The organism is Paenibacillus vandeheii, assembly GCF_030433635.1.
GTDB lineage: Bacteria > Bacillota > Bacilli > Paenibacillales > Paenibacillaceae > Paenibacillus > Paenibacillus vandeheii.
In genome coordinates this window covers 231,910-258,288 of record NZ_JAROCD010000010.1, presented here as the reverse complement: position 1 = coordinate 258,288, position 26,379 = coordinate 231,910, and the positions used below count along the sequence as shown (strand labels likewise).

The window sequence follows — 26,379 nt, the reverse complement described above, 5'->3', positions numbered from 1 at the left end:
CCAACTATATTTTTTCGTCAACGAGTATCCCTGCAATTTCCATCATCTTGGCTACCAGATCCAACGTCTTCTCTGGAGGAACCTCACGGATTAATTCTCCTGTATCCTTATTCAGTACTTTTACCAAGATCTCATGGGTCTTCTCATGAATGCTGATGTCCAGCGTAGTCTCCGGCCCCTGTAGAGCCTTGACTGCACGATCGATATTACGAATCAACTGCTCTTCCCCGATCGATAAGTGTATACCTTGCTTTTCCTTGTTATAAGCTTCCTTAGCTGTCTTGATGGTAGTTGTTTCTTGTCCCGCTTGTGAAGCGCTTGCCGGGTTCTGTACCTCAAGCCCAGCACTACTTACGGATGAGGCAGCAGATAAAGAAAATTGAATGTTCACCCTTAAACGACCTCCAACATGTTCGCATTTATAATATATATCGGTCAAGCAAGTCCCCAGCTTTAGGAAATATGTAAAATCCAACAAAAAAACCTTGGATCAAAGATCCAAGGTTTAGTGTAGAGCCTGATAAAATTAACGAAGCAATTGCAGCACGCCTTGCGGCTGTTGGTTTGCTTGCGCCAACATTGCTTGAGCTGCTTGAGCCAAGATGTTGTTTTTCGTTTGTTGCATCATTTCTTTAGCCATATCAACGTCACGGATACGGGATTCAGCAGCTGTCAGGTTCTCAGAAGCTGTTCCCAAGTTGTTGATTGTGTGCTCCAGACGGTTTTGAACAGCACCCAGTTTAGAACGTTCACTGGATACAGTTGCAGTTGCTTTATCCAAAACTGCGATTGCAGCAGCTGCGCCTTCTTTAGTGGAGATGTTCAGGGCAGCTTCGCCTTTAACATCGTTAGTTCCATCAGTTACTGTGTTTTCTTTAGTGAAACCAGCATCGCCAGCTTTACCAGTGATACCCAGAGCGGAAGAACGCATATCACCAATGGACAAGCTCATGGACTGGCCTGTGTTAGCACCGATTTGGAAAGAAGTTTCAAAGTTCTTTTGAACTCCGCCATCTTTCAAAGTGATTCCATTTCCAGCTTCACCTTTAGCATTGGCAGTAATCACCAATTTATTAGCATCAGCACCTGTGCCTACGGAAAGTGTTACACCTTCAATCTTAGTAGCAAGAGTGTCAACAATAGCTTGTGCAACATCACCAGCATTTACAGTAGCACCAGTTTTAGTCAAAGCACTAATGTTAACTCCTAATGCGCTACCTTTGTACTCACCTTTTGTTGCATCGTAGAACTCAACTTGTTGACCATTAATTGTTACACCAGTACCAAGCAGTTTTTCTGCTGCTGCTGGAGAAGTTACGCTAGTAAAGTCAAGAGTTCCTTTTGCAGCGGTATATGTTGTAGTACCTACCGAAGCAGCTGCTGCATCTGCAACAGCAGTAAACGCTCCTGCTCCTGTAGCGCTTGATGTAGCGATATTTCCAGCTGCGCCATCAAACTTACCACCATTTTCTGTTGTTACTGCAGTAATCGTAACTTTACCTGCACCGTCAGAAGCAACTGTGTAGCTTCCTTTCAATGTTTCGTTGTTATCGATAATTTTTTGGAGAGCATTGGCCAAACCATCGCCAGTCGTAATATTATCTGCCGCTGCATCTACTGCAACATTTGCAGAATTGGAAGTAACATCGTAACCAATAGAATCATTTGCCGTTGCTCCACCGTTCGAAGCACTAGCAGTGAAAGATACTTTCAGGTCTTGCCCATTGATTGTGAATGTAACAGAATCACCAGCAGCAGCCAGGTCTGTATTGTTAGCAAAGTCAATTACTTGAGTTGCCTGAGTACGGTTTGTCAAACCACCACTTGCAAATCCGTCTTTAGCAACACCAGTTCCAGTAAGGTTAGTTTTGCCATCACCTTGCAACAATTTTTGAGTATTGAACTCAGTAGTGTTACCGATACGGTTGATTTCGGAAGTCAATTGGTTCATTTCATCTTGCAATGCTTGACGGTCGGAATCCGTGTTCGTTCCGTTAGCGGATTGGTTAGCAATCTCGCGTTGACGTTGCAGGATGGAGTGAGTTTCGTTCAAAGCACCCTCAGCTGTTTGGATCAAAGAGATACCATCTTGAGCGTTACGGGAAGCTTGGTCCAAACCACGGATTTGACCGCGCATTTTTTCGGAAATTGCCAGACCAGCAGCATCGTCACCAGCACGGTTGATACGAAGACCGGAAGACAATTTTTCGATATTTTTGTTAGTGTTAGCAGTGTTTGCAGACAGTTGACGGTGTGTGTTCAATGCCGCGATATTATGGTTGATAATCATTAGAGTATTTCCTCCCTGAAAATAAATTAGTTCCACATCCATGTGGTAAACGCCGCGACATTAAGGTCGGCCGCCCTGCCGAAGCAGCGTCTAAATTATATATCGACGGAAGGTGAGCAACTGTTTATAGCAAATTGGAATATTTTTAATCTTTTTTATTTTCTGTTTTTCTTAAACGTTCCATAAACGCTTCAATATTGGCTGCGAGAGGTGTAGCAGACTCCCGATTCGCTTCCTGAATGGACGCGTAGATCTCCTGCCGAAAAATATCTATATGCTTAGGTGCAGAAATACCAATTCGCACGGTATCCCCTTCTACAGCAAGTACGGTCACCTCAATATGATCCTGAATAACAATGGATTCACCCTTTTTTCGTGATAATACCAGCATGTTAGACTCCACCCTTCACTGAGTTTGCTTCATCTTCGGCCCAAATGAGATGACGTGTCTCATAGCTGGAATGATGGAGTACCACTTGTTTTCCCAGACGTTGCTCTGGATTAAGTACAACTGGAGCCAGTAAGTTCATGGTAGATTTATTGGTGTCAGAATGAATAGTTACCATAGAGAAAACCGAAACCTGCTCTTCAATCCCTAACTCTTCCTTATCCACCTCACCCAATTCAAAACTATAATCAGGTACAAACATAAATGGACTAACCAACAAGAACGATAAGCCAGGTTCTTGTACTGATTGTAAATAACTGAACGGTGTATCTTCCCATGGAATTAACGCGTACTCCGTCTCTTCTTCAAATCCTGGTAACCCTTTGGGAAATTGATACACATCTTCCTCTTTGACCTCTAGTTCTCCCCACATGCTTGTCTGAATATGAATGGTAAACGCCTCCTTGGCGAAGAATTTATACAAAAAGAGCCATAGATGGCTGCATATCGAGACCGTCTATAGCTCTACATTATAACTTACAACCCGATATCTATGTCAGGTGGAGTATATTGAACTGACGCATACTGTTTCACATAAATATCAAGCTTGCCCCGTTGATATTCAATCTCGGGTTTGTTAACAATAACGTTCATTTCAGAAACGGCGGGTTGAAAGTTAATATCCGGTGGCCTTGTATCAACACGTGTCTCAACATTATCAAATGAAGCCGGAGTGCGCGTTTCAGGGAATGGATGTGGTTTCCAGTCCATGCCCACTATATTGGCAATCGTATTACCTGACTTATGAATCGCTGCCAATTGATTCCCCTGTTGAACGCGTTCAGCCATGTTTTGCAGAAATTGTTGCTGTATTCCAGAATATATTCGTGCGTTCATATCGATCATATTCCCGCCATTGTAAGCAGAGAAAGCCTTACTTTGATCTACACGAAGAGTGATAGGATGACTCTCTACCGTTAGCTTGGCAGGTCTAGTGTTTAGCTGCACTTCTGCCTTAGGCTGACGAATAGAGTACTGACCAGGATCAGCATCAATATTGAGAATAGATGGCGTTGTTCGAATCTGGACGACAGGAAGAGTCTTCACTAATTACCCCTCCTCTTTATCTCAGAAAGTCTACCAGAGATGGAGAAATGATTTTGGCACCTGCAGACAAGGAAGCGTTATAGATATTTTCCTGTATTTTGGATTTCATCGCCAGTTCAGCATAGTCTGCATCCTCAACTTTGGCTTGCAAATCTGTCAAATTGATATTGAGATCATCGAGACGCCCCATCATTAGATCAACACGGTTGGTTTTGGCACCAAGTTCGGAACGGATCGCCAGCATTTTGTCCATACGGCTATCTATGTTATCCAATTGCTTCGATAATTCTTCAATGTTCCCGTCTGTTAAAGCCTTCATAATGTTGTTAACTGTTACGAACAAATTATCCTCTTCCGTTTCAGTACCAAATACCTCATTGCCATTGACGTTAATAGGCAGTTGTACGCTTTCACCAACAATAAAATTGATTTTACCTTTATCCGTTAAAACGGAGGCAGCATTGGATGTATCGAAAGATCCATCTGGATTGGCAGGAAAATCATATGGCTTCACATCATAGGTTTCACCACTGAAGATATACTTACCGTTTAGCTTACTGTTAGAAATATCAATCAGCTGCTCCTTGAGCTGTTTCACTTCTTCATTAATACTATCGAGTGCTGACTGAGGGTTAGTTCCTGTTGAACCCTTCACCGTCAATTCACGTAGACGCTGAACGACTTCCCCAGCTTGGTTCATAACGGTATCGTTAAATTCCAGCCAGGATATAGCACTGTCTACGTTTTTCTGATACTGCTCATTAGATGAAAGCTCTGCTCGATAACGAAGGGAGTATGTTATTCCTACTGGATCGTCAGAGGGCTTGTTAATTTTACGACCTGTCGCGAGTTGGGTCTGAGTGTTATTCATCTGTTGGGCATTCCGGTTCAGGTTCAAAAGCAACTGTGAACTGAGCATATTATTGGTTATTCTCATGGTCTGTTAAGTCACTCCTTTCTATTATCTACCTACTGTCCCAGTAGAATTAATCAACTTATCAAGTAATTCATCATATGTGGTCATAAATCGAGCAGATGCGTTATATGCATGCTGGAACTTGATCATATTTGACATCTCTTCATCCAACGATACACCACTTACCGATTGACGACGCGTGTCTACTTGCTCCACAAGAAACTCAGAGTTAGACGTCTGACGTGCAGCTTCTTGAGACTGAACCCCCAGTTGACCTACGATTGCACTGAATTGTGCACCAATGGTTGCATTACGCAATCCATCCGAGGATTTCATAGGAGTATCCTTCAGATTAGCAAGTAAAAGTGCTAGGGTGTTATTCCCTTTAACCACAGTCTCTGCTCCGGAAGCATCAGTAACTGTACGCAGAGAAGTTGCAATTTTGTTAGGGTCAGCCAGAATTTCTGCATTCAATGAGATATTCCCAGCTGTAATCGCGGTTCCGCCACCAGCTGCTGTAAAGAACGGCACTCCTGGTGAATTGGTTCCGTCCATGCTGTACCCAAGCTGATGCAGACCGTTCAAGCCTTTAACCGTAACCTTAAGATCCGCAGTTAGTGTACGTGATGTACCTGTGTATGTAACACCATCTAGGACGGTGTTATCCGGCAAGACAGAGCCCGCTGGAATCGTGATTTCAATATCACCATTCGCAAGCGTATTGGCAAGTTCATTCATTTGTTTCTGATAATCACTCACCAAGGTGTCTCTGGACTTAATCATACCGTGGACTTCGCCATTGGTAAGATCGCCCGAAGTGTAAGCCGTATTCAGAAAAGCAGAATCTACCGTTGCTTGCACAGCACCACCTGTAACCAGCGCTTGTCCGTTCATCTGAACGGAGTATCCTTGCGGAGAATCTGTTACAGTAATGTTCATTATCTTAGACAATTTGTCCGCCATCAGATCCCGTTGGTCACGCAAATCGTTGGCATTATCGCCTAGCGATTCGACTTTAACAATAGCGCTATTGAGATTAGCGATATTACCAAGATAACCCTGGATTTCATTAGCTTTCACTTCAATATTGTTGTCCAAATCCTGACTAAGATTGTCCAGTTGGCGGCTAATCTGATTCATCGCATCTGTCAGAGCCAGTGTTGTCTCTTTTACGATACGACGTGCCGTTACATCCTCAGGATTTTTGCTCAGATCGGACCAGGATTTATAGAAATTATCCATTACGGTCCGAAATCCGGTGTCGGATGGTTCATTCACAATAGCTTCAAGTTTCTCAAGCGTGTCTCGTTGAATGGACCAGCTTCCGAAGTTGGTGTTTTCATTACGATATTGGTCGTCCAGGAACTTCTCCCGAACACGGGTAATGGAGTCAAACTCTACCCCTGTTCCTAGTTGTCCCGGTGTTGTACTATGTAAAAATGCAAACGGCTCCATAGGAATGGACGCCTGCATGTTTACCTTTTGCCGGGAGTACCCTTCGGTGTTGGCATTTGCCACGTTATGTCCTGTTGTGCTAAGCGCTGTCGTCTGCGTGAACAAGCTGCGTTTAGCCGTTTCGATTGAATGAAAAGTAGATGTCACCTTGTTTCCCCCTATTAATCAGGCACGTGTATCAAAAAGACCGATTCGCCCTGGATTACCGTTCTTATCAGCAGGATGCTGATATGTGGCATCCTGTTCCGGCCGAGAAGCAAATATGTCCATTGAGAGATCAATAAACATCAATGATTGCTCGATCAGTTTTTGATTCAATTGATTAATTTCTTTCAATTCCTGCAATGTTCCCGCAAGCTTCTTCTGGACTTCAAGCAATCGCTGTTTATCAGCCGGATCAAAGATCAGCTTGGAGATTTCTGTGATATTCAGGTTAAGCATCGACTTGATGCCCCGCTCCTGAAGCAGTTCATGAACTGCACTCAATCGTTCGCTCTCAAGTGGCTCCTGCTGTTTCATAAACTTGGATTCCTTATTCATTACAGCAATGAGTTGATCCACATCGTTTTTGACAATGACCTGTCTCTTGATCTCGCTGAGTGCCAGCATCTCGCAGTGACTTTGTTCCATTTGCTGCAAAACTGCAATTAATCTGTCCAGTGCTGCCATTACGTGATCACCTATTCCTTATCAAAAGACTTAAAGTACGGCAGTAACTTGTCAGCAAGCTTGCTGCTGTCCACTTGGTAAGTTCCCGAACTTACCTGTTCTTTCAGTTCCTGTATCCGTTGTATACGTCCTGCATCCTGTGTACGACCTTGTTCCTCAAGCATCTTCATCGCCTCCGGAGAAATGGATACCTCGTCCTTACGGCGGCTCTTTTTGGCATCAGCCTGCTGATTGGATTCAACGTTCCTCTGATATGAATTGATTGCACCAATTCTACTCGGTTCATTGATTTTCATACGAATTGCACTTCCTTCCACCTTAGGATTTTTACATTATCTTTATGTTCTCGAACGATTAGGATAATAAAAAAAACCGATAATCTTTAATAAGTTTATCGGTACGTTCCAAAACATTTGTTATAGCAAAACTTGTATTTAAGCCCTCGTTCCTATAGATCCCGTAGTTTGTCGACAGCATTATAGGTTCGTCCGCCTATGCTGCCGTTATCCTTCTGACCTACTTCTCGAGCCGCTCCAGCCAAATCTTTCGTCAAACGATTCCGGCAAGAGTCGCACATATGTCCTTCACGAATCAGGGTTCCGCACACTTCACAAGGATACATCATATTTGGGGCGTTTTCGATGGAAATCCGTCCCTCACGAATGAACTTGGTAATATTTTTAATTGAAACGTCTGTTGCATCAGATAGTTCCTGTATGTTAGTGCCCTTGTTTTCGCGCAGATATTCCACACAAGTCTGGTATTCCAGTTCAATTTCCTTGATACAGTTCGAGCATACATCCCGAAAATTCAACGCATATAATTTGCCACAACGCGGACAATTACCCAGATTCATCGCTAAAACGCCCCTCTCAAACTTCCTATTCCGAATGGATAATAACTATACATTACCTTATTTTCTCACTTTAAGTCCATAGCCTGTTTGCGAATAAAAAAGGGCTATAGGGTGCATGTATGCGCAACCTATACCCCTGATCTACATCCTTAATTCAATGTTTTGATGCTTAATACAGAAGTCCATGCACTTATATTTTGATCATTCAATGCACGAATGCGATATTTATGAAGACTTGATGGAAGCAGATCCGAATGAATAAAGGTCGTATCATTTAAAGTCGCTACGACTTGACCATCTGCTTCAATTTCATATAGAGAGGCACCAATGACTGCATCCCATGTTAATAAAATATTGGTTCTGTCTGAGGTCCCTTTCAATACAGGGGTGCTCAATTGTGTTGTTCCTTTAATCAAATCACTCCATGCTCCTACTCCTGCAGCATTCTTCGAGCGGATGCGGAAGGTGTGATCTGTGTTGGCTGCAAGACCACTCTTCGTGTAGGCAACGCCAGTAACAGCGACCACTGTACCGTCGATCTCCAGATCGTAACCCGTAGCTCCAGTTACCGCGTTCCATTTTAAAGCAATCGCCACATTCGTTACGGAGTTCACTGTTAATCCTGTAACGGAAGCAGGCAGTGTGCTTTGCGTTATAATGGTGGTCCACGCACTTGTATTCGTATCCGTCAAAGCACGTACGCGATATTTATGTGCTGTTCCAGGAAGTTGGCTTCCATGCGTGTATGAAGGTTCGTTCACTGTCGCTACTACCACACCATCGGCTTCCACTTCATATTTCGTAGCGTCGGCGATTTCTGCCCATGTCAGGTCAATAGCTGTTTCTTCCGATGTGGCTTTCAATACAGGTGTATTCAATTGTGTTGTTCCTCTGATTAAGTCACTCCATGTCCCTACTCCTGCTGCATTCTTGGAACGAATACGGAAGGTGTGATCTGTGTTGGCTGCAAGACCACTCTTCGTGTAGGCAACGCCAGTAACGGCGACAACTGTACCGTCGATCTCCAGGTCGTAACCAGTAGCTCCAGTTACTGCGTTCCATTTCAGGGCTATTGCCGCATTGATTACGGAGTTCACTGTTAATCCTGTAACGGAAGCAGGCAGTGTGCTTTGCGTTAAAATGGCTGTCCATGCACTTGTGTTGGTCTCAGTCAAAGCCCGTACACGATATTTATGTGATGTTCCTGCGAGCAGACTGCTGTGTGTGTATAAAGGTTCGTTCACTGTTCCTACTACCACACCATCAGCCTCTACTTCATATTTGGTAGCGTCGGCGATTTCTGCCCATGTCAGGTTGATAGCCGTTTCTTCCGATGTGGCTTTCAACACTGGGGTATTCAATTGCGTGGTTCCGCTAATCAAATCACTCCATGTCCCTACTCCTGCGGCGTTCTTGGAACGAATACGGAAGGTATGCTCTGTGTTTGCTACGAGACCACTCTTCGTGTAGGCAACGCCAGTAACGGCGACAACTGTACCGTCGATCTCCAGGTCGTAACCAGTAGCTCCAGTTACTGCGTTCCATTTCAGGGCTATTGCCGCATTGGTTACGGAGTTCACTGTTAATCCTGTAACGGAAGCAGGCAGTGTGCTTTGCGTCAAAATGGCTGTCCATGCACTTGTGTTGGTGTCTGTCAGAGCACGTACGCGATATTTATGTGCTGTTCCTGCGAACAGACTACTATGCGAGTATGAAGGATCGTTCACTGCTACTACCACACCATCGGCTTCCACTTCGTATTTCGTAGCGTCGGCGATTTCTACCCATGTCAGATTAATAGCCGTCTCTTCCGATGTGGCTTTCAATACTGGGGTGTTCAATTGCGTGGTTCCGCTGATTAAATCACTCCATGTTCCTACTCCCGCGGCATTCTTAGAACGGATGCGGAAGGTGTGATCTGTGTTGGCTGCAAAACCACTTTTCGTGTAGGCAGTAACAGTTGTGGATACTACGGTGCCATCTATCTCCAGATCATATCCGGTAGCTCCGGTTACTGCGTTCCATTTTAGTGCAATCGCCACATTCGTTACCGAGCTAATAGTCAATCCACTAACGGAAGCAGGCAACGTGCTTTGCGTCAAAATGGCTGTCCACGCACTGGTGTTGGTGTCGGTCAGAGCACGTACGCGATATTTATGTGCTGTTCCTGCGAGCAAGCTGCTGTGCGTGTACGAAGGTTCGTTCACTGTCGCTACTACCACACCATCGGCTTCCACCTCATATTTCGTAGCGTCGGCGATTTCTGCCCACGTCAGGTTAATAGCCGTTTCTTCAGACGTCGCTTTCAATACAGGAGTGTTCAATTGCGTAGTTCCGCTGATCAATTCACTCCATGTTCCTACACCTGCGGCATTCTTCGAGCGGATGCGGAATGTGTGATCAGTGTTTGCTGCAAGACCACTTTTCGTGTAGGCAACGCCAGTAGCAGCGACGACTGTACCGTCGATCTCCAAATCGTAACCTGTCGCTCCGGTTACTGCGTTCCATTTCAAAGCTATTGCTACATTCGTTACCGAGTTAATAGTCAGTCCGCTGACGGAAGCTGGAATTGTACTTTGCGTTAAAATCGCTGTCCACGCACTTGTATTGGTGTCGGTCAAAGCGCGCATGCGATATTTATGAGCTGTTCCAGCGAGTAGACTGCTGTGCGTGTATGAAGGTTCGTTCACTGTCGCCACTACCACACCATCAGCCTCTACTTCATATTTCGTAGCGTCGGCAATTTCTGCCCATGTCAGGTTAACAGCCGTTTCTTCCGATGTGGCTTTCAACACTGGGGTATTCAATTGCGTAGTTCCACTAATCGAATCACTCCATGGTCCCACTCCCGCGGCATTCTTGGAGCGGATGCGGAAGGTGTGATCTGTGTTTGCTGCGAGACCACTCTTCGTGTAGGCAGTAGCAGTTGTGGATACTGTGGTGCCATCAATCTCCAGATCGTATCCGCTAGCCCCGGTTACTGCGTTCCATTTTAGTGCAATCGACACATTCGTTACGGAGGTAAGAGCCAATCCGCTAACGGAAGCAGGCAACGTGCTTTGCGTTAAAATGGCTGTCCATGCACTTGTGTTTGTCTCAGTCAAAGCACGTACGCGGTACTTATGCGCTGTACCTGTGAGCAAGCTGCTGTGCATGTACGAAGGTTCGTCCACTGTCCCTACTACCAAGCCATCGGCTTCTACTTCATATTTCGTAGCGTCGGCGACTTCAGCCCATGTCAGGTTAATAGTCGTTTCTTCCGAGGTCGCTTTCAACACTGGTGTGTTCAATTGCGTTGTTCCGCTGACCAAATCACTCCATGTCCCTACTCCTGCTGCATTCTTCGAGCGGATGCGGAAAGTGTGATCCGTGTTTGCTACAAGACCACTCTTCGTGTAGGCAACGCCGGTGACAGCGACAACTGTGCCGTCGATTTCCAGATCGTATCCGGTGGCTCCAGTTACAGTTGTCCATTTTAACGCTATAGCCGTATTGGTTACAGAATTCACTGTTAATCCCGCAACAGCACCTGGTAACGTATTTTGAGTCAGTACGGCTGTCCACGCACTTGTATTGGTATCTGTCAAAGCACGCACACGGTATTTATGAGCTGTAGCTGGTGTGAGTCCGGTATGCGTAAATGTCGGATCTACAACATTACCAACAATTACTCCATCGGCTTCCACTTCATATGAAATAGCACCCTCAATAGAAGGCCAAACGAGAATAATTTCTTCCTGTGAAGGGCTTGATTTCAGTACGGGTGTACTCAATTGAGTGGACACGGTTAACAGATCAGACCAACTGCCTGCCCCGCCTGTATTTTTTGGTCTCAACCGGAAAGTATGTTCTGTATTAGGAATGAGTCCTGTTTTGCTGTATGTGGTACCTGTCACAGCGACGATGTTACCGTCAATCTCTAAATCGTAACCTGTCGCACCTTTTACAGCGGTCCAGGATAGTGCAACTTTATTAAATGTTGCTTCTGTTACTTTCAAACCACTGACGGAGTCCGGAACTACCAGTTGCGTTATGGTTTTACTCCAATCGCTCTCATTGTTCGAAGACAGAGCTTTTAGCGTATACGTATGACTTGAGTTTGCTGCGAGACCCTCGTGCTCATACGATGTCACATTGCCAAGCTCAATAGGCGTTTGATCATCAATCTTTAATTGATAATGACTAGCTTGATCAACCGCGTTCCATTGGATAATATTTTTACCTTCCTGGGAGCTTGCCGAAATCACCGGTTGTTGGAGCAAGGTTTTGATCTCGTACAAAGAGCTCCATTCACTTGTACCTATTGAATTAAGAGAACGCACTCTATAGGAATACAACGTATCTGGCAATAATCCGTTGCTGACAAAGGTTGTCCCATAATAAGGTCCCTTAATGATTCCATTCTCCTCAATTTCATATTGCACGGCCTGCTGTGCATGCTGCCAGTTCAAGTTAACTGTATTTTCACTTTGTTTTCCTGTGATCCCAGCTGGAATAGCTGGCATGTTGTCAATCGTTACTGGGGCCACCAACTGTTTGGTAAAAGAGGCTGGTTCCGCTTTGCGTGTATAATATGGGTTCAGTTCAGAATAGAAATCTACGACCTCCCCCGTATCCGCATTAACAACCAAACTTAACTGCCTTACATCATAATTGTATACATCAACCGGTGTAAGCTGACCCAAAACATTATAGTTCGAAATGGTCCATTGCCCCACTTCCATGCCGGATTGCCTATACGTCATCTCAGTGAAGTATTCACGAATTTTACTTAAATCAATAAGAAATGCATTATCGATTTGCCCCGTATATTTAGAGGTATACGATCCAAAGCTTATATTCGTAATATCACTGGTAAATCCCAAGATAGACTGCCTTCTTGTAAAAGAGTAACCTGTTGTTGAAATGTTGTAGGATCTAACCCAACTGAGGTTAACATCCCTCTGGTTCACCTGTAATTTACCGTTGTTGTTTGTCATTACATACTGAAAGTCATTACTCGATGAGACAATACCACTACCTGTTGCGGCATTCGCCCGGTTCCCCCCGTACACGCCAAACTGTCCGAATACCAGCATCAGCACCAGTAAACGGACGGTCCATAAGTAAAACCCATTTTTTCTTTTTCCTGCAACCACCGTTGTTCTCCCCTTAAAAAGATATGTTTTGCCACTCCCTATGCTGTCACCTATGATGAACGGCAGAACTATCTATTCTACATGGCAGAAGAAATTCCTCTTTTTTACATGTAAAAATATTCTTGTCTAATTTATGTTTATAGTTTCGTTAAACAACCAACACACAAATCATATGTATGTATATGAAAATCCACAAAAGTGATAACTCTGTACATACAAGAACGTACTTTCCCTTTTGTATATAAAAGCTATTAAATATTATCACGATATTGCTTGTAATAGTCATTTAGATAGCCATCTATTAATTGAATATGCATATATTTGGTTCAGGATCTGGCCAAAGTCAGCGTGTAAATCTCAATTGGGAGGTTCATAGAAAATCCAGCTTTTAAAATCACCTGTCCACATGCATCCAAGGTGCTACCGGTTGTGTAAATATCATCGATCAACAGCAAGCGTAAGGGAGAAATTGGCCAGCCTTGTGTTGTAGGTGTGATATGTGAAGAGGCTCCTTGGCCAATCGTGTATGAATTTGCTGGCTGTGAATGCATATCGTTGTGTGTAAATTGAGAATTGGCTTGGTAGAGTTTAATCATCATCTCCGTTCCACCCGGCTGCATTGAGAAAGCATCCTGCATGGTCTGGATGCGCTCGCCGCGTGTTTTGAAGCTTTGTTTGGTGGTGTTGATCCGGCGCTGTAGAAGATCAACAACTGGTAGCCGGCAGGCTGCGGCGAGTCCTGATGCGAGCCGCTCGGCCTGATTGAAGCCGCGCTCGGCAAGGCGTTCGTTGCTGACGGGGACATAGGTCACCACGTCTGGCCGCCATCGCGGCTTGTTGTTTTGGAGCAGCGACTGGCGGTTGCGTGGTGCTGCTCCTGGATGAGCATGCGTATAGCTCGCGAAGGGGCTGTGGCTATTGAGTTGCGCGTGTGTATGTGCGGGCGCAAACAAGTTTGGTGAGTGAACAGGCGTGCTGATTGATTGACGCGAGCCAAGTCGGTGAACGGGCGCATTGTTGTTTAAATCGCCCCCGCCTGGTCGGTGAACGAGTGCGTTTGTTGACGCACTCGAATTACATGGATGTGAACTGGTATCCATATGAGATTGAGCAGGGGTGGCGGGATGAGCCGCGAGGGCCAGGGTTTCTTTTGCCAAAACAGGGTTAAGTTCCTCACTCATTGCTTGAAATGCTTGAATCAGAAGAGATGTTAGTAGCGGCGCGTAGCGCGCGTGACCTTTGAATTTGTACATGCCAATCCATTCCTTCATTAAAGCATTGTACTGAACGGCGCTGCGGTTGAGGATGAAAGAACGGTTTTGCATGTGTGGACGGACGCAGTCCGGGCAGCCGATTCCTCGACCACAGCGCAAGCAGCGAATGGTACGAATCCACGGAATTCGCTGCACACATCGGGTACATACCTCTGGATAAATTGTTGAAAGGATCGCTCGGGTTCCACAGGTCAGGCAAGTTGCTCCTGGTGGGGCGAGCAGGTTATGCAGACGATGGGTAAGCTGGTGCAAATAATCGGTTAAATCGTTTAGCCAGATGGTCATAAGTGTGAGCCTCCAAAGTTGAATTTATGGATGAGACGGTGGGTGCAGGTATCCTTTGCGGCGGGCGATGGTATTCATCTTTCGGATCTGTGCCAATGCTCGGACCTGAGAACGTGTACGACGGGATGATGCAAAGACGACTCTTCCTGCCGGATCATCCATGGAGCGACCTGCTCTACCCGCCATCTGTACCAGAGAAGCTTCATCGAAGAGGCCGTTATCCGCATCCAAAATAAAAACATCGCTGCGCGGAATGGTCACTCCCCGCTCCAAGATAGTGGTGGTCACGAGCAATCGAATGTTGCGTTCACGGAAGGATGTAACTTTGCTTGCACGATCGGGATCTTGGGATGAAGTACCTTCAATACGGATTTGTGGATACATGCGACGCATGAGGGTTATAAACGCCTCAATCTGAGCGATCCGTGTCACAAATACAAACACCTGAGCTTCCCGTAGCAAGGAAGTCTGAATGCTCTTTTTTAATGGAGCGGGCAGCTCCTGCTTCCGAATACATTCAGCGACTGTAGGCATTTTCATCAGGTGCGGCACAGGCAGAGGATGGCGATGAAAACGCACCGGCACTCTGGCGTGAGTGAGCCTCCCCTGAGCGGCTTCCTTCTGCAGCCGAGCTGGCGGCGTAGCAGACAGGTATACAAAGTGTCCATCAGGCTTGCACGAGGACGCGGCGGCATGAGCGAGCATAGGATCGTTGTGATAGGGAAAGGCATCGAGTTCGTCAATAATGACCAGATCGAATCCCTGATAAAAACGCATCAGTTGGTGCGTGGTCGCGAGTGTGAGCTGCGCGTCTTTCCAGCGCTCGGTGCTGCCTCCGTATAGCGTAGCGAGTGAGATGTCGGGAAACGCCTTCGCTAAACGAGGAGCCAGCTCCAGTACGACATCCCGCCTCGGCGTAGCGACAAGTGCTCGTCCACCCCGCTCCAATATGTAGTGGAGCAAAGGAAATATCATCTCGGTTTTACCGGCCCCGGTCACAGCCCATAGCAAAAACCGCCCCGGCCCATCCCCATCGGATGGCTGGGCCAAAAACGCCAGCGCCGCGGCAGCCGCCGCGCTCTGCGCAGGGCTCAACCCCCACCGGGCAAGTCCGCCCTCGGTGGGGACAACGGCCGTGCCACGCGATGCTTCGCCGCGTCGTGGCACGGCCCATGGCGCTGCGCTGCGCAGCAGCAGCGCACAGGCACGGCTGCGCCCGAGCGCGAGGCAAGCCTCGCAGTAGGCGCACGCCGCCAGGCCGCAGGCAGCGCAGGGCACGCGATGCCCGGCAAAGCTGCCGCATCGGCGGCAGCGGGGCGCGCTGTGCGCGCGACCAAGCCACGCGATGCTTCGCCGCCGCCTGGCAGGCCCCTCCAGGGCGGCTGCTATGCTCAGCCGCCCCCATAGGTGCGCGAGCTGCGCAGCCGCGCGCCAAACCGAGGCAAGCTGCGGCGCCGTATCCGCCAGCAGCGCCTCTGCCTCGGCCGCCAGCAATTGGCGGCCGCGAAGCCGCTCAGCCAGCAGGGCCGCGCCCCGCTCCAGCTGAGCCCACTCGTCGGCGGGATACGGCTCTGGCATCCCGCCCACCCCCGCGCCTCTTTCAGCGGCAATCCCTACATTGCCCGCCATCTCTCCCCTAGCATCCTGTTCCCCGGAGGCCCGCTCGTACTCTTCCAGTTTCCGCCGCAAATATGCCTGCCAATAACGCTCGCCCCACTGATTCATTTCCTTCTCCGATTCAAAATTCTCTACCATCCATGAAGCCTGACTTAAAGGTAACTCCCTGCCTAGCAGCAACCACCTCAACACCTGCTGTCCGCTTACACCCTCTAGCCACCACGCCGCATCCACTCGGATATCCAATGATAGAATCATCTTCCACCCTTCTCTCACTTGACACACATATAAACCAACCTTCATCTGCTCTCCTCCCTCAGCTTCAATATCCCGAAACGCAAAAAAAGCACATGCCAACCCGACTTTTCGTCGGAGCATGTGCTTCATGTTCATCCCAATCAAATCATATCCATTTGTACTACCACTATATCAATCGTGGAGTTGTGTTACAAGTTATTGTAATTCCAAATCCTCCTCATCATACCATTTTACCAATTCTCTTATTAACGATAATCTTTCTTTGAACCGCGAAACTTTTTCCAATCCGTACCGTCTATACTTTTAACTTAAGAGTTCTGATTTCAAAAAGCTTCTGATTGTTAACTAAAGAAGCACAGAAACCCTGCAATAACCATACATTGCATAAAAACCCATATTTAATTTATCAGCAAGCTTGGCTACAATGACAAAAAAAGACTACAGCATACGCTGTAATCTTTAACCACCTCTAACTTATGAAATCCAAGCTCAACTTGGCAAGCTGGCATGACTTCATTAAAGTGCATTCTGACTGATGACATGCTTTAGCCAGTCTGTCTCAGCAGCTTGCACGATTAATGATCCAATAGGTGTAAAAAAAGCAACACTACTGCTTCGGCTCACGCAAATCGATAAGGCGAATAGAACGATTCCCTGTCTGATTCCCCTGCTCTATATCGGAAGGGACAGCAGACAAGTAGGATAACTCCATTCCTTGCCTATGCATAAGCTTTTCAATGATTCGAACCGTTTCGGCTTCCGTACGATCAGCAACAACCGTCAATGTGAAGCTCTTTCCACGGTAAAATAATTCCCGGCAAAGCGCTCTTACAATACCTTCAATCCGCTGCTCCTGATTGGAAGGAATGAGCAAAATCTGCTCGTAGCCTTCGGGGTCCGGACGAGAAAGATGGCGCTGGTGCATGGCATGAACGGCCATTGCCGCCAGGAAGTATATGAGCAGAATCATAGTCAGATGAGCAACCATGGCAACTGCACCTCCTCGGAAGGTCATGCTCACCCATGGCGAACATCCCTGTATACAGCAGTATATGCTGCATCCCCTGAAGGGTTACACTTGCAAATCCCGAACGCTCATATTCCATTCTGATCGACACTGGACGAAGAAGACAGGCCAGGTCGTTCACTCATTCATGCCGAAGCTAACGTAAGTTCTACACAGCTTCACACTTTGATCATTTGCTGTAATAAAGTCCATTAACCCGCTAACCAGTCCAATATCTTGGAATGGGCGCGAGTAAACAGAAGCCTATATTTGTTAACAACACACTACATAATTACAATTGTATATTAGAGCGTAACCCAACCATATTTGATCGAGTTGATAACCGCTTGCGTACGATCGTCCACTTCCATCTTCTGCAGAATACTGCTGACATGGTTTTTTACTGTCTTTTCACTGATGAACAGGAACTCACCAATCATTTTATTGCTCTTACCTTCAGCCATCAGACGCAAAACCTCAGCCTCACGACGAGTAAGTGGATTGTTGTCGCCAGCGACAAATTTAACGCCTGCCTCTTTCGAAGCCCCCTCGCTCATTGCCCCTGTCTCATTAAGATACGTCATCCGACGCAGCTGCATGATCAGTTTGCCCGTTACTTTAGGGTGGATGAATGCATGCCCTTCATGAACGGAACGAATCGCATTAATCAGTGACTCGGCCTCCATATCTTTCAGCAAGTATCCATTAGCGCCTTTGCGCAGCGTCTCGAACACGTAGCTCTCATCATCATGAATAGACAAGATAATCACTTTGACATCCGGGAACAGCTCACGCAATTTCTCCGTTGCCTCAACCCCGTTCTCTACCGGCATGTTGATGTCCATCAATACGATATCCGGTTTATCCTGATTACAGAATTCGAGCACCTGAATTCCATCGCCGCATTCGCCGATGACCTCAATGTCGTCCTCCATATTTAAAATGCGTTTCAGACCTTCACGGAACAGCTGATGATCATCAGCCAAAAGAACTTTAATTGATGCTTTACCAGTATCACGGTTTTCCATCCTGCTACTCCTTTCCCTTATCCACGTTTGTCGGGATATGAATCACTATTTTGGTTCCTTGATTTTCCGCGGATTCGATCTCTATTCTTCCTTCTAACAGTTCAACCCGCTCTCTCATCCCAATCAGACCGAAGTGGGTATGATCCTTGCTCTTCTTCGCAAGAAGCTCCGGTTTGAATCCAAGCCCATTGTCCTGCACGACAATTTTGACGAGCTGAGCCTGGTATGTAATTTCCACTACAACATAAGTGGGATAAGCATGCTTTGCAGCATTGGACAGACCTTCCTGCACGAGGCGGTAAATCGCTGCCTCCATTGCGGAAGACAAACGGTGTTCCTTGCCTCTCGTTTCAAAAAGCGAGCGGATTTTTGTTTTTTCTTCAAAATCCTGCACGTACTTCCGAAGCGTCGGAATCAATCCCAGGTCATCCAGTGCCATAGGACGCAAATTGAAAATAACTTTTCTCATTTCTCCAAGACTCGAACGAACCTGGCCTTTCAAATCTACTATTTCGGCCTGGACCATCTTAAAATCCTGCTTTATGAGCATTCTTTCTACAATTTCCGTCCTAAGCACTAGATTTGCGAGCATCTGTGCAGGTCCGTCATGGATCTCACGGGCAATGCGTTTCCGCTCTTCTTCCTGGGCCAAAATTATTTTCAAACCAATCATTTGTCGATTTTTGGCGGATTCGATAATACGGGTCACTTGACCCAACTCACCCGACAGATACTCCAGTACAACCCCCATCTGGGAACCGATCGTCTCGGCGCGCTCCACCGAAGCTTCCACATTTTTGGCACGCTTCTGCAGATCATCCCGACGGGCTTTCAGATACATTTCCTTTTCACGGTAAATCATCAGATCCAGCTGTAACTGCGTCGCTTTTTCATACGCCTGCTTGATATCATGCTCGGAATAACGGACGAAGTCACGGCTAACCTCAGTTAGCCGGATCCGGGAGCGGCGGTAGTTCAGCTCCAATTGATCTACTTTCTCGATCGTTTCCGCCGTCTCCTTCAGAACCGACTTCAACTCCTCGTTCAGCGTTTTCAGCTCATTACGGGTTGAGTCCATAATCTCAAACATTTGATATTTACTGTTTTCCATGACTTGAATGGCGTTTTTTATGACGCGGTCTATGGCATCGGCTTGTAAATCCACGTTTGTTCGACTCCATTTCTATCGTTTCCGGTATATATCATACCATATCACGATGAGATGGTAACGGTCTTCGTGTTCTGTTCCCATTTTACAGTCAGTCCAAGCTGCTCCGAAACGAGTCTGAGAGGGACTAAAGTCCTACCACCAGATACGTAAGGTGCGACTGTTGCACTTTGTCTTTTGCCATTTATAATGAATTCTTTCTGACCTACAACCAGATCAATCAGCTTGCCGCCACGCACAACAGTAATCCGTTGATTTTTGCTGTCCCAACTCGCCTGTCCGCCAAAAGCATCCAATACATGCTTGATTGGAACATAAGTTGTTCCATTTTTCAGTACAGGTGCGGCGTCGATTGCCTTTTTCGTTCCGTTCACCGTCATGGATTTCTGTCCAAGCACCAGCGAAGCAGTCCCTGAAGACAACCCTACTTCACTGGATTTGGATGGCATGGTGAAAGCAATGTTGTCAAAAGCAACCGTGCCTGTCTTCGCACGCTCATCCTGACCTTCTTCCACATTCACCACATAAACCCGTTTCAGCTTCGCCGGATAAGCAATGTTCAGCCCATTCAGGTCCACGTTCAGCTTTTTCCAACCGTCCCAATCAATCGCTTTAGCGAGGTCGGCATAAACTGTTTTGCCACTGGCATCAGTAAATTCAGCACGCAGCCAGTTCAAGCTCTTATCTCCCATAACATCCATCGACATGGATGTTGCTGTTGCAGATACCTCTTTGCCAGTGGAACCGTTCAGTTGGGCATAAGCATACATTTTACCTATTCCCGCGGTCATGTCATAGCTCAGCTGCAGCACCTTGGAGCCCGCTTTTTCACCTGTTCCAGCTGTCAAGGAAGCCGATCCGGTTACACCTGCTGCGTTGGTGGTGAAGTTGACCGGGTAGCTTACATTTTCGAAATTCTCCCATATCGTTTCACTTGCCGCAGCGGAGAGCACAACCACCGTGCTGTAGCCGTCATAACGACCAATTGCATAACCAACTTGAGCACCGGAATTCACGGAGGATACAGTTAATTGGTCTGCAGCCACTTTACCTTTGAAACCGATAAATTCCCATGTCAGCGAGTCCGCAGGAACCGTTACACTTTGTCCGTCTTTGGTCTTCGCCGTCACCGGAATGGAGATCGTTGTGCCCGCTTGGAGCGATCCCAAGCCAGATCCTGCTGTCAGTGAAGCCAGTTCACTGCCACCCAGCACGGTAACTTTAATAGAAGATGAAGCCCCATTGCTTGTTGCAGTCAGCGTCGCCGTACCCGGCTTCACGCCTTTGATCGTTCCATTGCTCACGCTCACGATGCCGTTGTTGCTCGATTTCCACGTCATCTTGATATCGCCTGTCGCAATCGGGTTGTAGTAAGTGTCATATCCTTTGGCTGTATACTTGCCCTCTTGCCCTACCAGCAACGTTTGGCTACCACTCACGGCAAAGCCCTTCAGCTTACCTTCTGGCGCCGTAGAGAACACGCCCAGCGTGTTTACGACCTGACGCTGCTCTGTACCGTACTCCGTATTGAACGTAAGTCCTGCTGTCTCCTCGCCGAGCGGACGAGTTACCATCGTTGTGGAGCCGCCTCCGTCCAGATTCATGCCTTTCCATACACCAATGCTGGTCATGAAGGATTGCAGTTCAGTCAGCGACATGCCGCTGCTATTACTGTTTTTCTCCGCTGCAATAATGTAGACATATCGACCATCCTGAGAATACCCTACTGCCGTTCTGGCACGAACACCACCGATCCCGGAAGCTACAATATCGCGGGAAAACGTAGCCGCCTTGCCACCATTCACCAGAATGGTATGACCACCAATCATCATCTGCAGGTTGCTCGGATCAACGGATTCTCCAGTTGTTTTGGCTTTCAGTTTGTAATCCGCATTCAGCGTCTGCCCAACTGCGAGGTGAGTCATAATCCATGTCGCTGCCGTTCCATGCGCACGCAAAATATACCCATCTTCCGGCACCGTCATGTCTAACGCCTTTTTATCGGAAATCTGGGTAATTACACCGTTCTGCACAAGTACCTCAGTTGGTGTGGTAGAAGGATCATTAGGCCGCTTCGTGGACGTCCAAGCCGGTGTATAAATATACATCGAATTGGCATGGCTGTACTTCACCGAGCCCGATTCGACCGTGTAATCCTCCTTATTTATCCCACGCAAAGCAAAAGTTGAACCATCGTCTGCCTTCACCGTGCCATCAAATGAATATTCATCAATCATCGGCTTGCCGTCCTTGGTCACGGTGAGAGCATACATGCCTGACAATTCCGATGGTGTAGACACGAGGACCCCGTCAGAGACCTGTCCACCGATAGGAGCAAGCTCACCGGATACATTGAAATAGTCGCCGTTCACGGCGGCTACTGCTCCGTTTTCCTTTGCCATGCCACCCGTGCTTTGTTTACTGTTCAGATTGCCGCCCTTGCCTGTCATGACGTCCAGCTTCACATAGGGATTCTGCAAATCCACTTGAATGACGTCAGCCAATACGTTCACCTTTGAGCCGGAACGTGTCGTTGTATAACTGTATTTCATCAACTTCGCACCCGAAGTCAGAATTTCTTCACTTAATTTGCTTGTTGTTGTAGAGGCAGCTGCAGCCACCGACTGCCATGAACTTCCCGACCAGACCTGTTGTCCCGCTCCCAGAACCGGTGCAATCCAGATCACGCCCGCCAGCGTCACAATCGCCCATTTCTTCGCCTTGCTACCCTTAACGTCGTTCAGCCGTTTCCCTTGTTTCCCCAGCATGTTTGAAACGTCTCTCCCATCTTGTATATCAATCTTAGATATCACGATCTCTACCACGTGGCAGCAGATAGCGAGATTTCTAGTATACTCTTCTATTAATAGACTACTTTTAGTGGGAAAAGTTACGCCCCGGGCCTGAATTCAGGTATTTATTGGTTGAGTATCTGATTATGTTTTACGTGTAATTTCTCATTTCAATAGAAAAAAGACTTCAGAAGCACAAGGTTGCCCTGTACTATTGAAGTCCTTCAATTATTTATAAATTCCTTATAACAACAATGTCTCTTATAGATAGCCCAACTTGTTCAGTACACGCTTCAACATCACCGCTGCTTGTGCACGAGTAGCATTACCTTGAGGGACAAATGTTTTGGACGTCATACCTTGAATGATTCCTTCTTGCACTGCTTTGGCGACAGAATCCTTGGATTGGATTTTGTTGCTATCTTTGAACTTCGATAATGTGGTGGCAGCTGAAGATTGCAGTGATACCGTTTTTCCACCATAATTCATGGCCCGAACCATCATAATGGACATCTGTTCACGGGTAATCGCACTATCCGGCTTGAAGGTACCATCGGTATTTCCTGTAATAATACCTGCTTCTGCCGCAGCACCTATATAGGCACTTGTAAGATCACCACCACGAATATCGCGGAAACGACGTGCAGCTGTCTGATCTCCCTTTAACCCAAGTCCTTTGGCTACCAATTCAGCAAATTCTGCACGCGTAATCGTTTGATTGGGTCCGTAGAAGGAACCATTCGTTGCACCGATAATCCATTTGGACGACAACTCTTTAATAACAGCACCGGCCCAATGACTGGCCGTATCCTGATAGCTTACGGCATGAGTTACAGGGACCACGGTTTGATTACCGTTTATCTGTCCTTTAATGACTACTCCTGTTGTCGTATTTGCGAACGTATGAGGTACATTTGCGAGAATTAGTGTAATCGGATCAATATAAGTAAACCCGGATGTCACAGTAGGTGTGTTCACAGGTAGCTGCATCAACAGTTGGCTTTTAAAATTCTGTTCTGCCCGCTGATTCGTATTCCCGTTAAACGCAGATAGGTAGATATCTGTAACATTTCCAAGTTTCTGCGCCCCTGCACTTGCCAACATCCCATCTATGGTTCCTGAATTTGATACAGGTACGGTTTCGAGCTGCACATACAAGTAGGAGGCATCTGTGCTGGTTGTATTCCCACCTACACTTTGACTCATTGTGGATACATTCAAATTGTTCAAAGGAACTGTCCACAGACGATCCCCATACTTGATACCGATTGAACCAGTCCGATTACTTGTTGCAGCCTGAGCCAGTGTATTGAGTGGAAATCCTACATAGGCGGAAGATTCGCTGGCAGGGACCTCAAATACAACAGGCTGTGCCGTTTTTCCAGATGTTGCTGCGTACTGGAAGGCCTGCAAAAGCTTGGTCGCATCCACATTAAATTGACGAGTGGAACGGTTATTTCGTGACATCATGGAGGCAGTAGCAGCCGTATCACTGCTCATGACGAGCAATGCCTGTCCATAGCTTGATGCATCCTGTTCAGTTAGCCAAGAAGGGCGACTATTTGTCGTCTGGCTACCTGTGGAACTGCCATTTTGCTGCAATGCAAGCGGTCCAAATGCTGCAATCGTGTTATTTAACGCATCCCGTAATGGCACGGCACCTGGAGTATAGCTGACGGTGCCTGTCTGGCCCGCTGTCGCCGAGCTCGAAAGGCTCAAAGTCACAATTGAACCCGATATGGAAGCGTTCAGAACATTCGTTGTTGTTCCTCCAAGCTGCACGCTAAACTGGGAAGCAGTTAATGCTGTTTGTGCCTGAAGCGTATCCCGGAAGTTAATATATACTTTGTCTCCCTGCAGGGTAGCCGAAAGTATTTTGCCATTTCCATAGGTGAAAGTAACCGGAGCCAAGTTAACATAGCCGGCAGGGTTGCCGTTCAGATCGGTTAACCGCAAGGTACCCGGTACATAAGAAAACGTAACGTTCTGAGTACTTGAAACCGTGTTTGCCAGCGTCAAAGTTATCAGGTCATCTTCTATATCTGTATCATTGACATAGACGGCTTTTCCGTCTACCAAAACCGAATATTGGCTCTTGAGCGGTTTGTTGTTCCGGCTCAGCGGCTCGTTGTATCTGATCCACATCTTCGTACCACTTACTTCTGCACTCTTGAATTCAGGTGGTTTCGTGTCGATACTGTTGCGTACATAGAACCCGTTGAATCCAGCAAAGGCCTGACCACGACTGTCTTTCACTGGCCACGTTCCTGGTGCATAGGATACTTGAACCACTTCACCATTTTGGATCGAACGGCTGAGATTTAGCGTTACTATCGAACTGTTATTGGTAGAAATACTGCTAATACCCACCCCTGATCCATCTGCTGTCACACTGAATTGTCTTACCGCATCGCTGGAGCTTATATAGACTGTCTCTGGATAGTAAAGGGTAATGGTATTGTAATAAGCGTTACCTTCACGAGGCTTGGACATGATGGAATCTAGACTATTCTCCACATCTCTAGCTGAAAATGCTGCTGCTGCATTGAGAGATAAATCCTGAATTTTGCGTGTTCCTGTTCCCGGAGCGTACGCAATTCTAACCACTTGTCCAACTGCTACACCGGTATCCAATACGACATAAACGCTATCTCCTGAAACGTAAGAGGTACTCACATTCCGGTTCTCCCCATTTACTGTAACCGTGAAGCTGGAAGCAAACGGATCAAGGCTTGAGAGCAATTCATCATATGTCAATCGAATGATTGAATTGCTATACATTTTCGCTGTCTTGAGTACAGGAGCCGTTGTATCTACCGTCAGAGTTCTGAATGTCCACGATGCTGCTCCATTCAAGCCTGTAAACAGGTTGCCCGCTTGATCCCGGAATACATTGGCAGGAATATCAATGGTATACGTTGTATTGCTGGTGAGACTCGTTTGCGGGATAATACGCAATTGTCTAAGGTTGGACGTATTAATTAACGTAGTGGAAGCCACAATTCCGCCATTCGCGTTTTTCACCGTAGCCGAGCTTGTAAAATTTCGGTCCAGCTCCTTGTTGAACGTTAAGGTGAATTCACCGGACAGCGATACTCCCGTTGCTCCATTCGAAGGCGAAAGGCTGGATACTGTTAGTACTGTCGGGTCAGATATGACATTGAATCCCCAAGTCGTCCGCTGAATGGTGCTCATATCATTGTTCAGATCATCACGCAAAAATCCTTCCGGCACTTCTATGTAAATCGTACTGTTGCTCGCCCAATTGTTCACAGGATCGACGGTTACCGTCTTTCTGTCCGTATTGAAGCTAATCCGTGACGAATTGGCATCGATCTCTTCTACTAGTGTACTGCCACGATAGATTTGCATCTTACCTGCTCCGACCTTCATCGCCCGGTCAAATGTGAGCTGAATATTAGCTGAGGCAGTTACATTCGTAGCCGCATTAAGAGGAGACTGAGCTTTTACCTGTGCAGAACCAACTCCAGCCGTTCGAAATGTCCACTCCTTGTTTAATCCCTCCACCGGCTGACCATCGCCGTAAACAAACGATTGGCTGCCAATCATGACATAGAATGATCCACCAGGCAGAGATGCGGGAAGCTGAATACGTACATTTCTCCCCAAATCTGCATCGGCAACCGCATCATCTGCTAAGACTGTAACTGCTGCATCCGTTACGGGAACTTCTGTAACGATGGAGTCATCCTGTACCCGGCGTACAGAGATTTTCTCTATCGTAGCAGCGACTTTTTTCACCGGTTTGATGAATTCAATTGTTAGTGGTGCTGATCCACTCGCCTGTTGTTCGTTTAAAGCAGGAGTCGTCGCTCTAATTCCCTTCCCTGTAAGATCGTCAGCTGCAAAAGCAATACTGCCTCCTACCCATCCGGTCAACCAACCTTGTGCAACTAACATAACAATCATAAGACTAACCAATCCCTTACGGGCCCATTTATTCACAAACACCCATCCTTCCTCCTCATTTCATTATCCACATATCTGATATACAGACCTCTATATGTATGTCGGTCAGAGAAGGGATTTCGTTTAATCATTTGGTAATTATAGGTTGTTTATTTTGGTTAAAGATGCAAAAAAAGCCTCTGGTTCCATGGAGGAACCAAAG

At 46.7% G+C, this 26,379-nt stretch carries 19 protein-coding genes; 1 reads left to right on the top strand and 18 read right to left on the bottom strand.

What is annotated here, in order from left to right; all coding sequences use genetic code 11:
* Nucleotides 1–4: 4 nt before the first annotated feature.
* The 12 genes from P5G61_RS21005 to P5G61_RS20950 all read right to left on the bottom strand — a co-directional run bounded on the left by P5G61_RS21005 (nucleotide 5) and on the right by P5G61_RS20950 (nucleotide 14,144).
* Complete coding sequence (locus P5G61_RS21005; RefSeq protein ID WP_301248348.1) at nucleotides 5–391, bottom strand: flagellar protein FlaG; 387 nt, start codon at nucleotides 389–391, stop codon at nucleotides 5–7.
* Between the two features lie 135 nt (nucleotides 392–526).
* Nucleotides 527–2,290 carry a flagellin N-terminal helical domain-containing protein gene (locus tag P5G61_RS21000; RefSeq protein WP_301248347.1) on the bottom strand — a complete coding sequence of 588 codons (1,764 nt, stop codon included), beginning with the start codon at nucleotides 2,288–2,290 and terminating at the stop codon, nucleotides 527–529.
* Between the two features lie 145 nt (nucleotides 2,291–2,435).
* The gene (gene csrA, locus P5G61_RS20995) at nucleotides 2,436–2,681 is read right to left on the bottom strand and encodes a carbon storage regulator CsrA (RefSeq protein WP_074096614.1); all 246 of its coding nucleotides are present in this window, start codon (nucleotides 2,679–2,681) and stop codon (nucleotides 2,436–2,438) included.
* 1 nt (nucleotide 2,682) lies between these two features.
* Nucleotides 2,683–3,111, bottom strand: a complete 429-nt coding sequence (gene fliW, locus P5G61_RS20990) for a flagellar assembly protein FliW (RefSeq protein WP_301248346.1) — start codon at nucleotides 3,109–3,111, stop codon at nucleotides 2,683–2,685.
* 104 nt (nucleotides 3,112–3,215) lie between these two features.
* Nucleotides 3,216–3,785: a DUF6470 family protein gene (locus P5G61_RS20985; RefSeq protein ID WP_301248345.1), complete on the bottom strand. Its 570-nt coding sequence runs from the start codon at nucleotides 3,783–3,785 to the stop codon at nucleotides 3,216–3,218.
* Between the two features lie 16 nt (nucleotides 3,786–3,801).
* Nucleotides 3,802–4,722, bottom strand: coding sequence for a flagellar hook-associated protein FlgL (gene flgL / locus P5G61_RS20980; protein WP_301248344.1), 921 nt, complete (start codon nucleotides 4,720–4,722; stop codon nucleotides 3,802–3,804).
* A gap of 24 nt (nucleotides 4,723–4,746) precedes the next feature.
* Complete coding sequence (gene flgK, locus P5G61_RS20975) at nucleotides 4,747–6,303, bottom strand: flagellar hook-associated protein FlgK (protein WP_301248343.1); 1,557 nt, start codon at nucleotides 6,301–6,303, stop codon at nucleotides 4,747–4,749.
* Nucleotides 6,304–6,321: 18 nt separating this feature from the next.
* Entirely contained in the window at nucleotides 6,322–6,825 is a 504-nt protein-coding gene (locus tag P5G61_RS20970) for a flagellar protein FlgN (protein ID WP_301248342.1), read from the bottom strand.
* An 11-nt stretch (nucleotides 6,826–6,836) separates the two neighbouring features.
* Nucleotides 6,837–7,121: a flagellar biosynthesis anti-sigma factor FlgM gene (gene flgM, locus P5G61_RS20965; protein WP_053779526.1), complete on the bottom strand. Its 285-nt coding sequence runs from the start codon at nucleotides 7,119–7,121 to the stop codon at nucleotides 6,837–6,839.
* A gap of 152 nt (nucleotides 7,122–7,273) precedes the next feature.
* Nucleotides 7,274–7,681, bottom strand: a complete 408-nt coding sequence (locus P5G61_RS20960) for a TIGR03826 family flagellar region protein (protein WP_079695652.1) — start codon at nucleotides 7,679–7,681, stop codon at nucleotides 7,274–7,276.
* A 149-nt stretch (nucleotides 7,682–7,830) separates the two neighbouring features.
* Entirely contained in the window at nucleotides 7,831–12,819 is a 4,989-nt protein-coding gene (locus P5G61_RS20955) for a fibronectin type III domain-containing protein (protein WP_301248339.1), read from the bottom strand.
* Nucleotides 12,820–13,145: 326 nt separating this feature from the next.
* Nucleotides 13,146–14,144 (bottom strand): ComF family protein, encoded by a 999-nt coding sequence (locus P5G61_RS20950; RefSeq protein ID WP_301248337.1) that lies wholly within the window; start codon nucleotides 14,142–14,144, stop codon nucleotides 13,146–13,148.
* 2 nt (nucleotides 14,145–14,146) lie between these two features.
* On the opposite strand from P5G61_RS20950, the gene P5G61_RS20945 reads away from it, so the two are divergent.
* Nucleotides 14,147–14,335: a hypothetical protein gene (locus P5G61_RS20945; RefSeq protein ID WP_301248336.1), complete on the top strand. Its 189-nt coding sequence runs from the start codon at nucleotides 14,147–14,149 to the stop codon at nucleotides 14,333–14,335.
* A 67-nt stretch (nucleotides 14,336–14,402) separates the two neighbouring features.
* On the opposite strand, the gene P5G61_RS32070 is transcribed toward P5G61_RS20945, so the two are convergent.
* From P5G61_RS32070 to P5G61_RS20915, 6 genes are all read right to left on the bottom strand, one after another.
* Nucleotides 14,403–16,298 (bottom strand): helicase-related protein, encoded by a 1,896-nt coding sequence (locus P5G61_RS32070; protein ID WP_301248335.1) that lies wholly within the window; start codon nucleotides 16,296–16,298, stop codon nucleotides 14,403–14,405.
* A gap of 562 nt (nucleotides 16,299–16,860) precedes the next feature.
* Nucleotides 16,861–17,241: a hypothetical protein gene (locus P5G61_RS20935; RefSeq protein WP_301248334.1), complete on the bottom strand. Its 381-nt coding sequence runs from the start codon at nucleotides 17,239–17,241 to the stop codon at nucleotides 16,861–16,863.
* 323 nt (nucleotides 17,242–17,564) lie between these two features.
* Nucleotides 17,565–18,287: a response regulator transcription factor gene (locus P5G61_RS20930; RefSeq protein ID WP_024631627.1), complete on the bottom strand. Its 723-nt coding sequence runs from the start codon at nucleotides 18,285–18,287 to the stop codon at nucleotides 17,565–17,567.
* Nucleotides 18,288–18,291: 4 nt separating this feature from the next.
* Entirely contained in the window at nucleotides 18,292–19,452 is a 1,161-nt protein-coding gene (locus P5G61_RS20925) for a sensor histidine kinase (protein ID WP_024631628.1), read from the bottom strand.
* Nucleotides 19,453–19,499: 47 nt separating this feature from the next.
* The gene (locus P5G61_RS20920; protein ID WP_301248333.1) at nucleotides 19,500–22,223 is read right to left on the bottom strand and encodes a stalk domain-containing protein; all 2,724 of its coding nucleotides are present in this window, start codon (nucleotides 22,221–22,223) and stop codon (nucleotides 19,500–19,502) included.
* A gap of 285 nt (nucleotides 22,224–22,508) precedes the next feature.
* The gene (locus P5G61_RS20915; protein WP_301248332.1) at nucleotides 22,509–26,219 is read right to left on the bottom strand and encodes a SwmB domain-containing protein; all 3,711 of its coding nucleotides are present in this window, start codon (nucleotides 26,217–26,219) and stop codon (nucleotides 22,509–22,511) included.
* Between the last annotated feature and the right edge of the window lie 160 nt (nucleotides 26,220–26,379).

What these genes read in the sequence shown, in the direction of transcription:
- P5G61_RS21000 (WP_301248347.1), bottom strand. Translation starts at nt 2,290, where the DNA reads ATGATTATCAACCATAATATCGCGGCATTGAACACACACCGTCAACTG.
- csrA (WP_074096614.1), bottom strand. Translation starts at nt 2,681, where the DNA reads ATGCTGGTATTATCACGAAAAAAGGGTGAATCCATTGTTATTCAGGAT.
- fliW (WP_301248346.1), bottom strand. Translation starts at nt 3,111, where the DNA reads ATGTGGGGAGAACTAGAGGTCAAAGAGGAAGATGTGTATCAATTTCCC.
- flgL (WP_301248344.1), bottom strand. Translation starts at nt 4,722, where the DNA reads ATGAGAATAACCAATAATATGCTCAGTTCACAGTTGCTTTTGAACCTG.
- P5G61_RS20970 (WP_301248342.1), bottom strand. Translation starts at nt 6,825, where the DNA reads ATGGCAGCACTGGACAGATTAATTGCAGTTTTGCAGCAAATGGAACAA.
- flgM (WP_053779526.1), bottom strand. Translation starts at nt 7,121, where the DNA reads ATGAAAATCAATGAACCGAGTAGAATTGGTGCAATCAATTCATATCAG.
- P5G61_RS20960 (WP_079695652.1), bottom strand. Translation starts at nt 7,681, where the DNA reads ATGAATCTGGGTAATTGTCCGCGTTGTGGCAAATTATATGCGTTGAAT.
- P5G61_RS20950 (WP_301248337.1), bottom strand. Translation starts at nt 14,144, where the DNA reads ATGCAAAACCGTTCTTTCATCCTCAACCGCAGCGCCGTTCAGTACAAT.
- P5G61_RS32070 (WP_301248335.1), bottom strand. Translation starts at nt 16,298, where the DNA reads ATGAAGGTTGGTTTATATGTGTGTCAAGTGAGAGAAGGGTGGAAGATG.
- P5G61_RS20935 (WP_301248334.1), bottom strand. Translation starts at nt 17,241, where the DNA reads ATGGTTGCTCATCTGACTATGATTCTGCTCATATACTTCCTGGCGGCA.
- P5G61_RS20930 (WP_024631627.1), bottom strand. Translation starts at nt 18,287, where the DNA reads ATGGAAAACCGTGATACTGGTAAAGCATCAATTAAAGTTCTTTTGGCT.
- P5G61_RS20920 (WP_301248333.1), bottom strand. Translation starts at nt 22,223, where the DNA reads ATGCTGGGGAAACAAGGGAAACGGCTGAACGACGTTAAGGGTAGCAAG.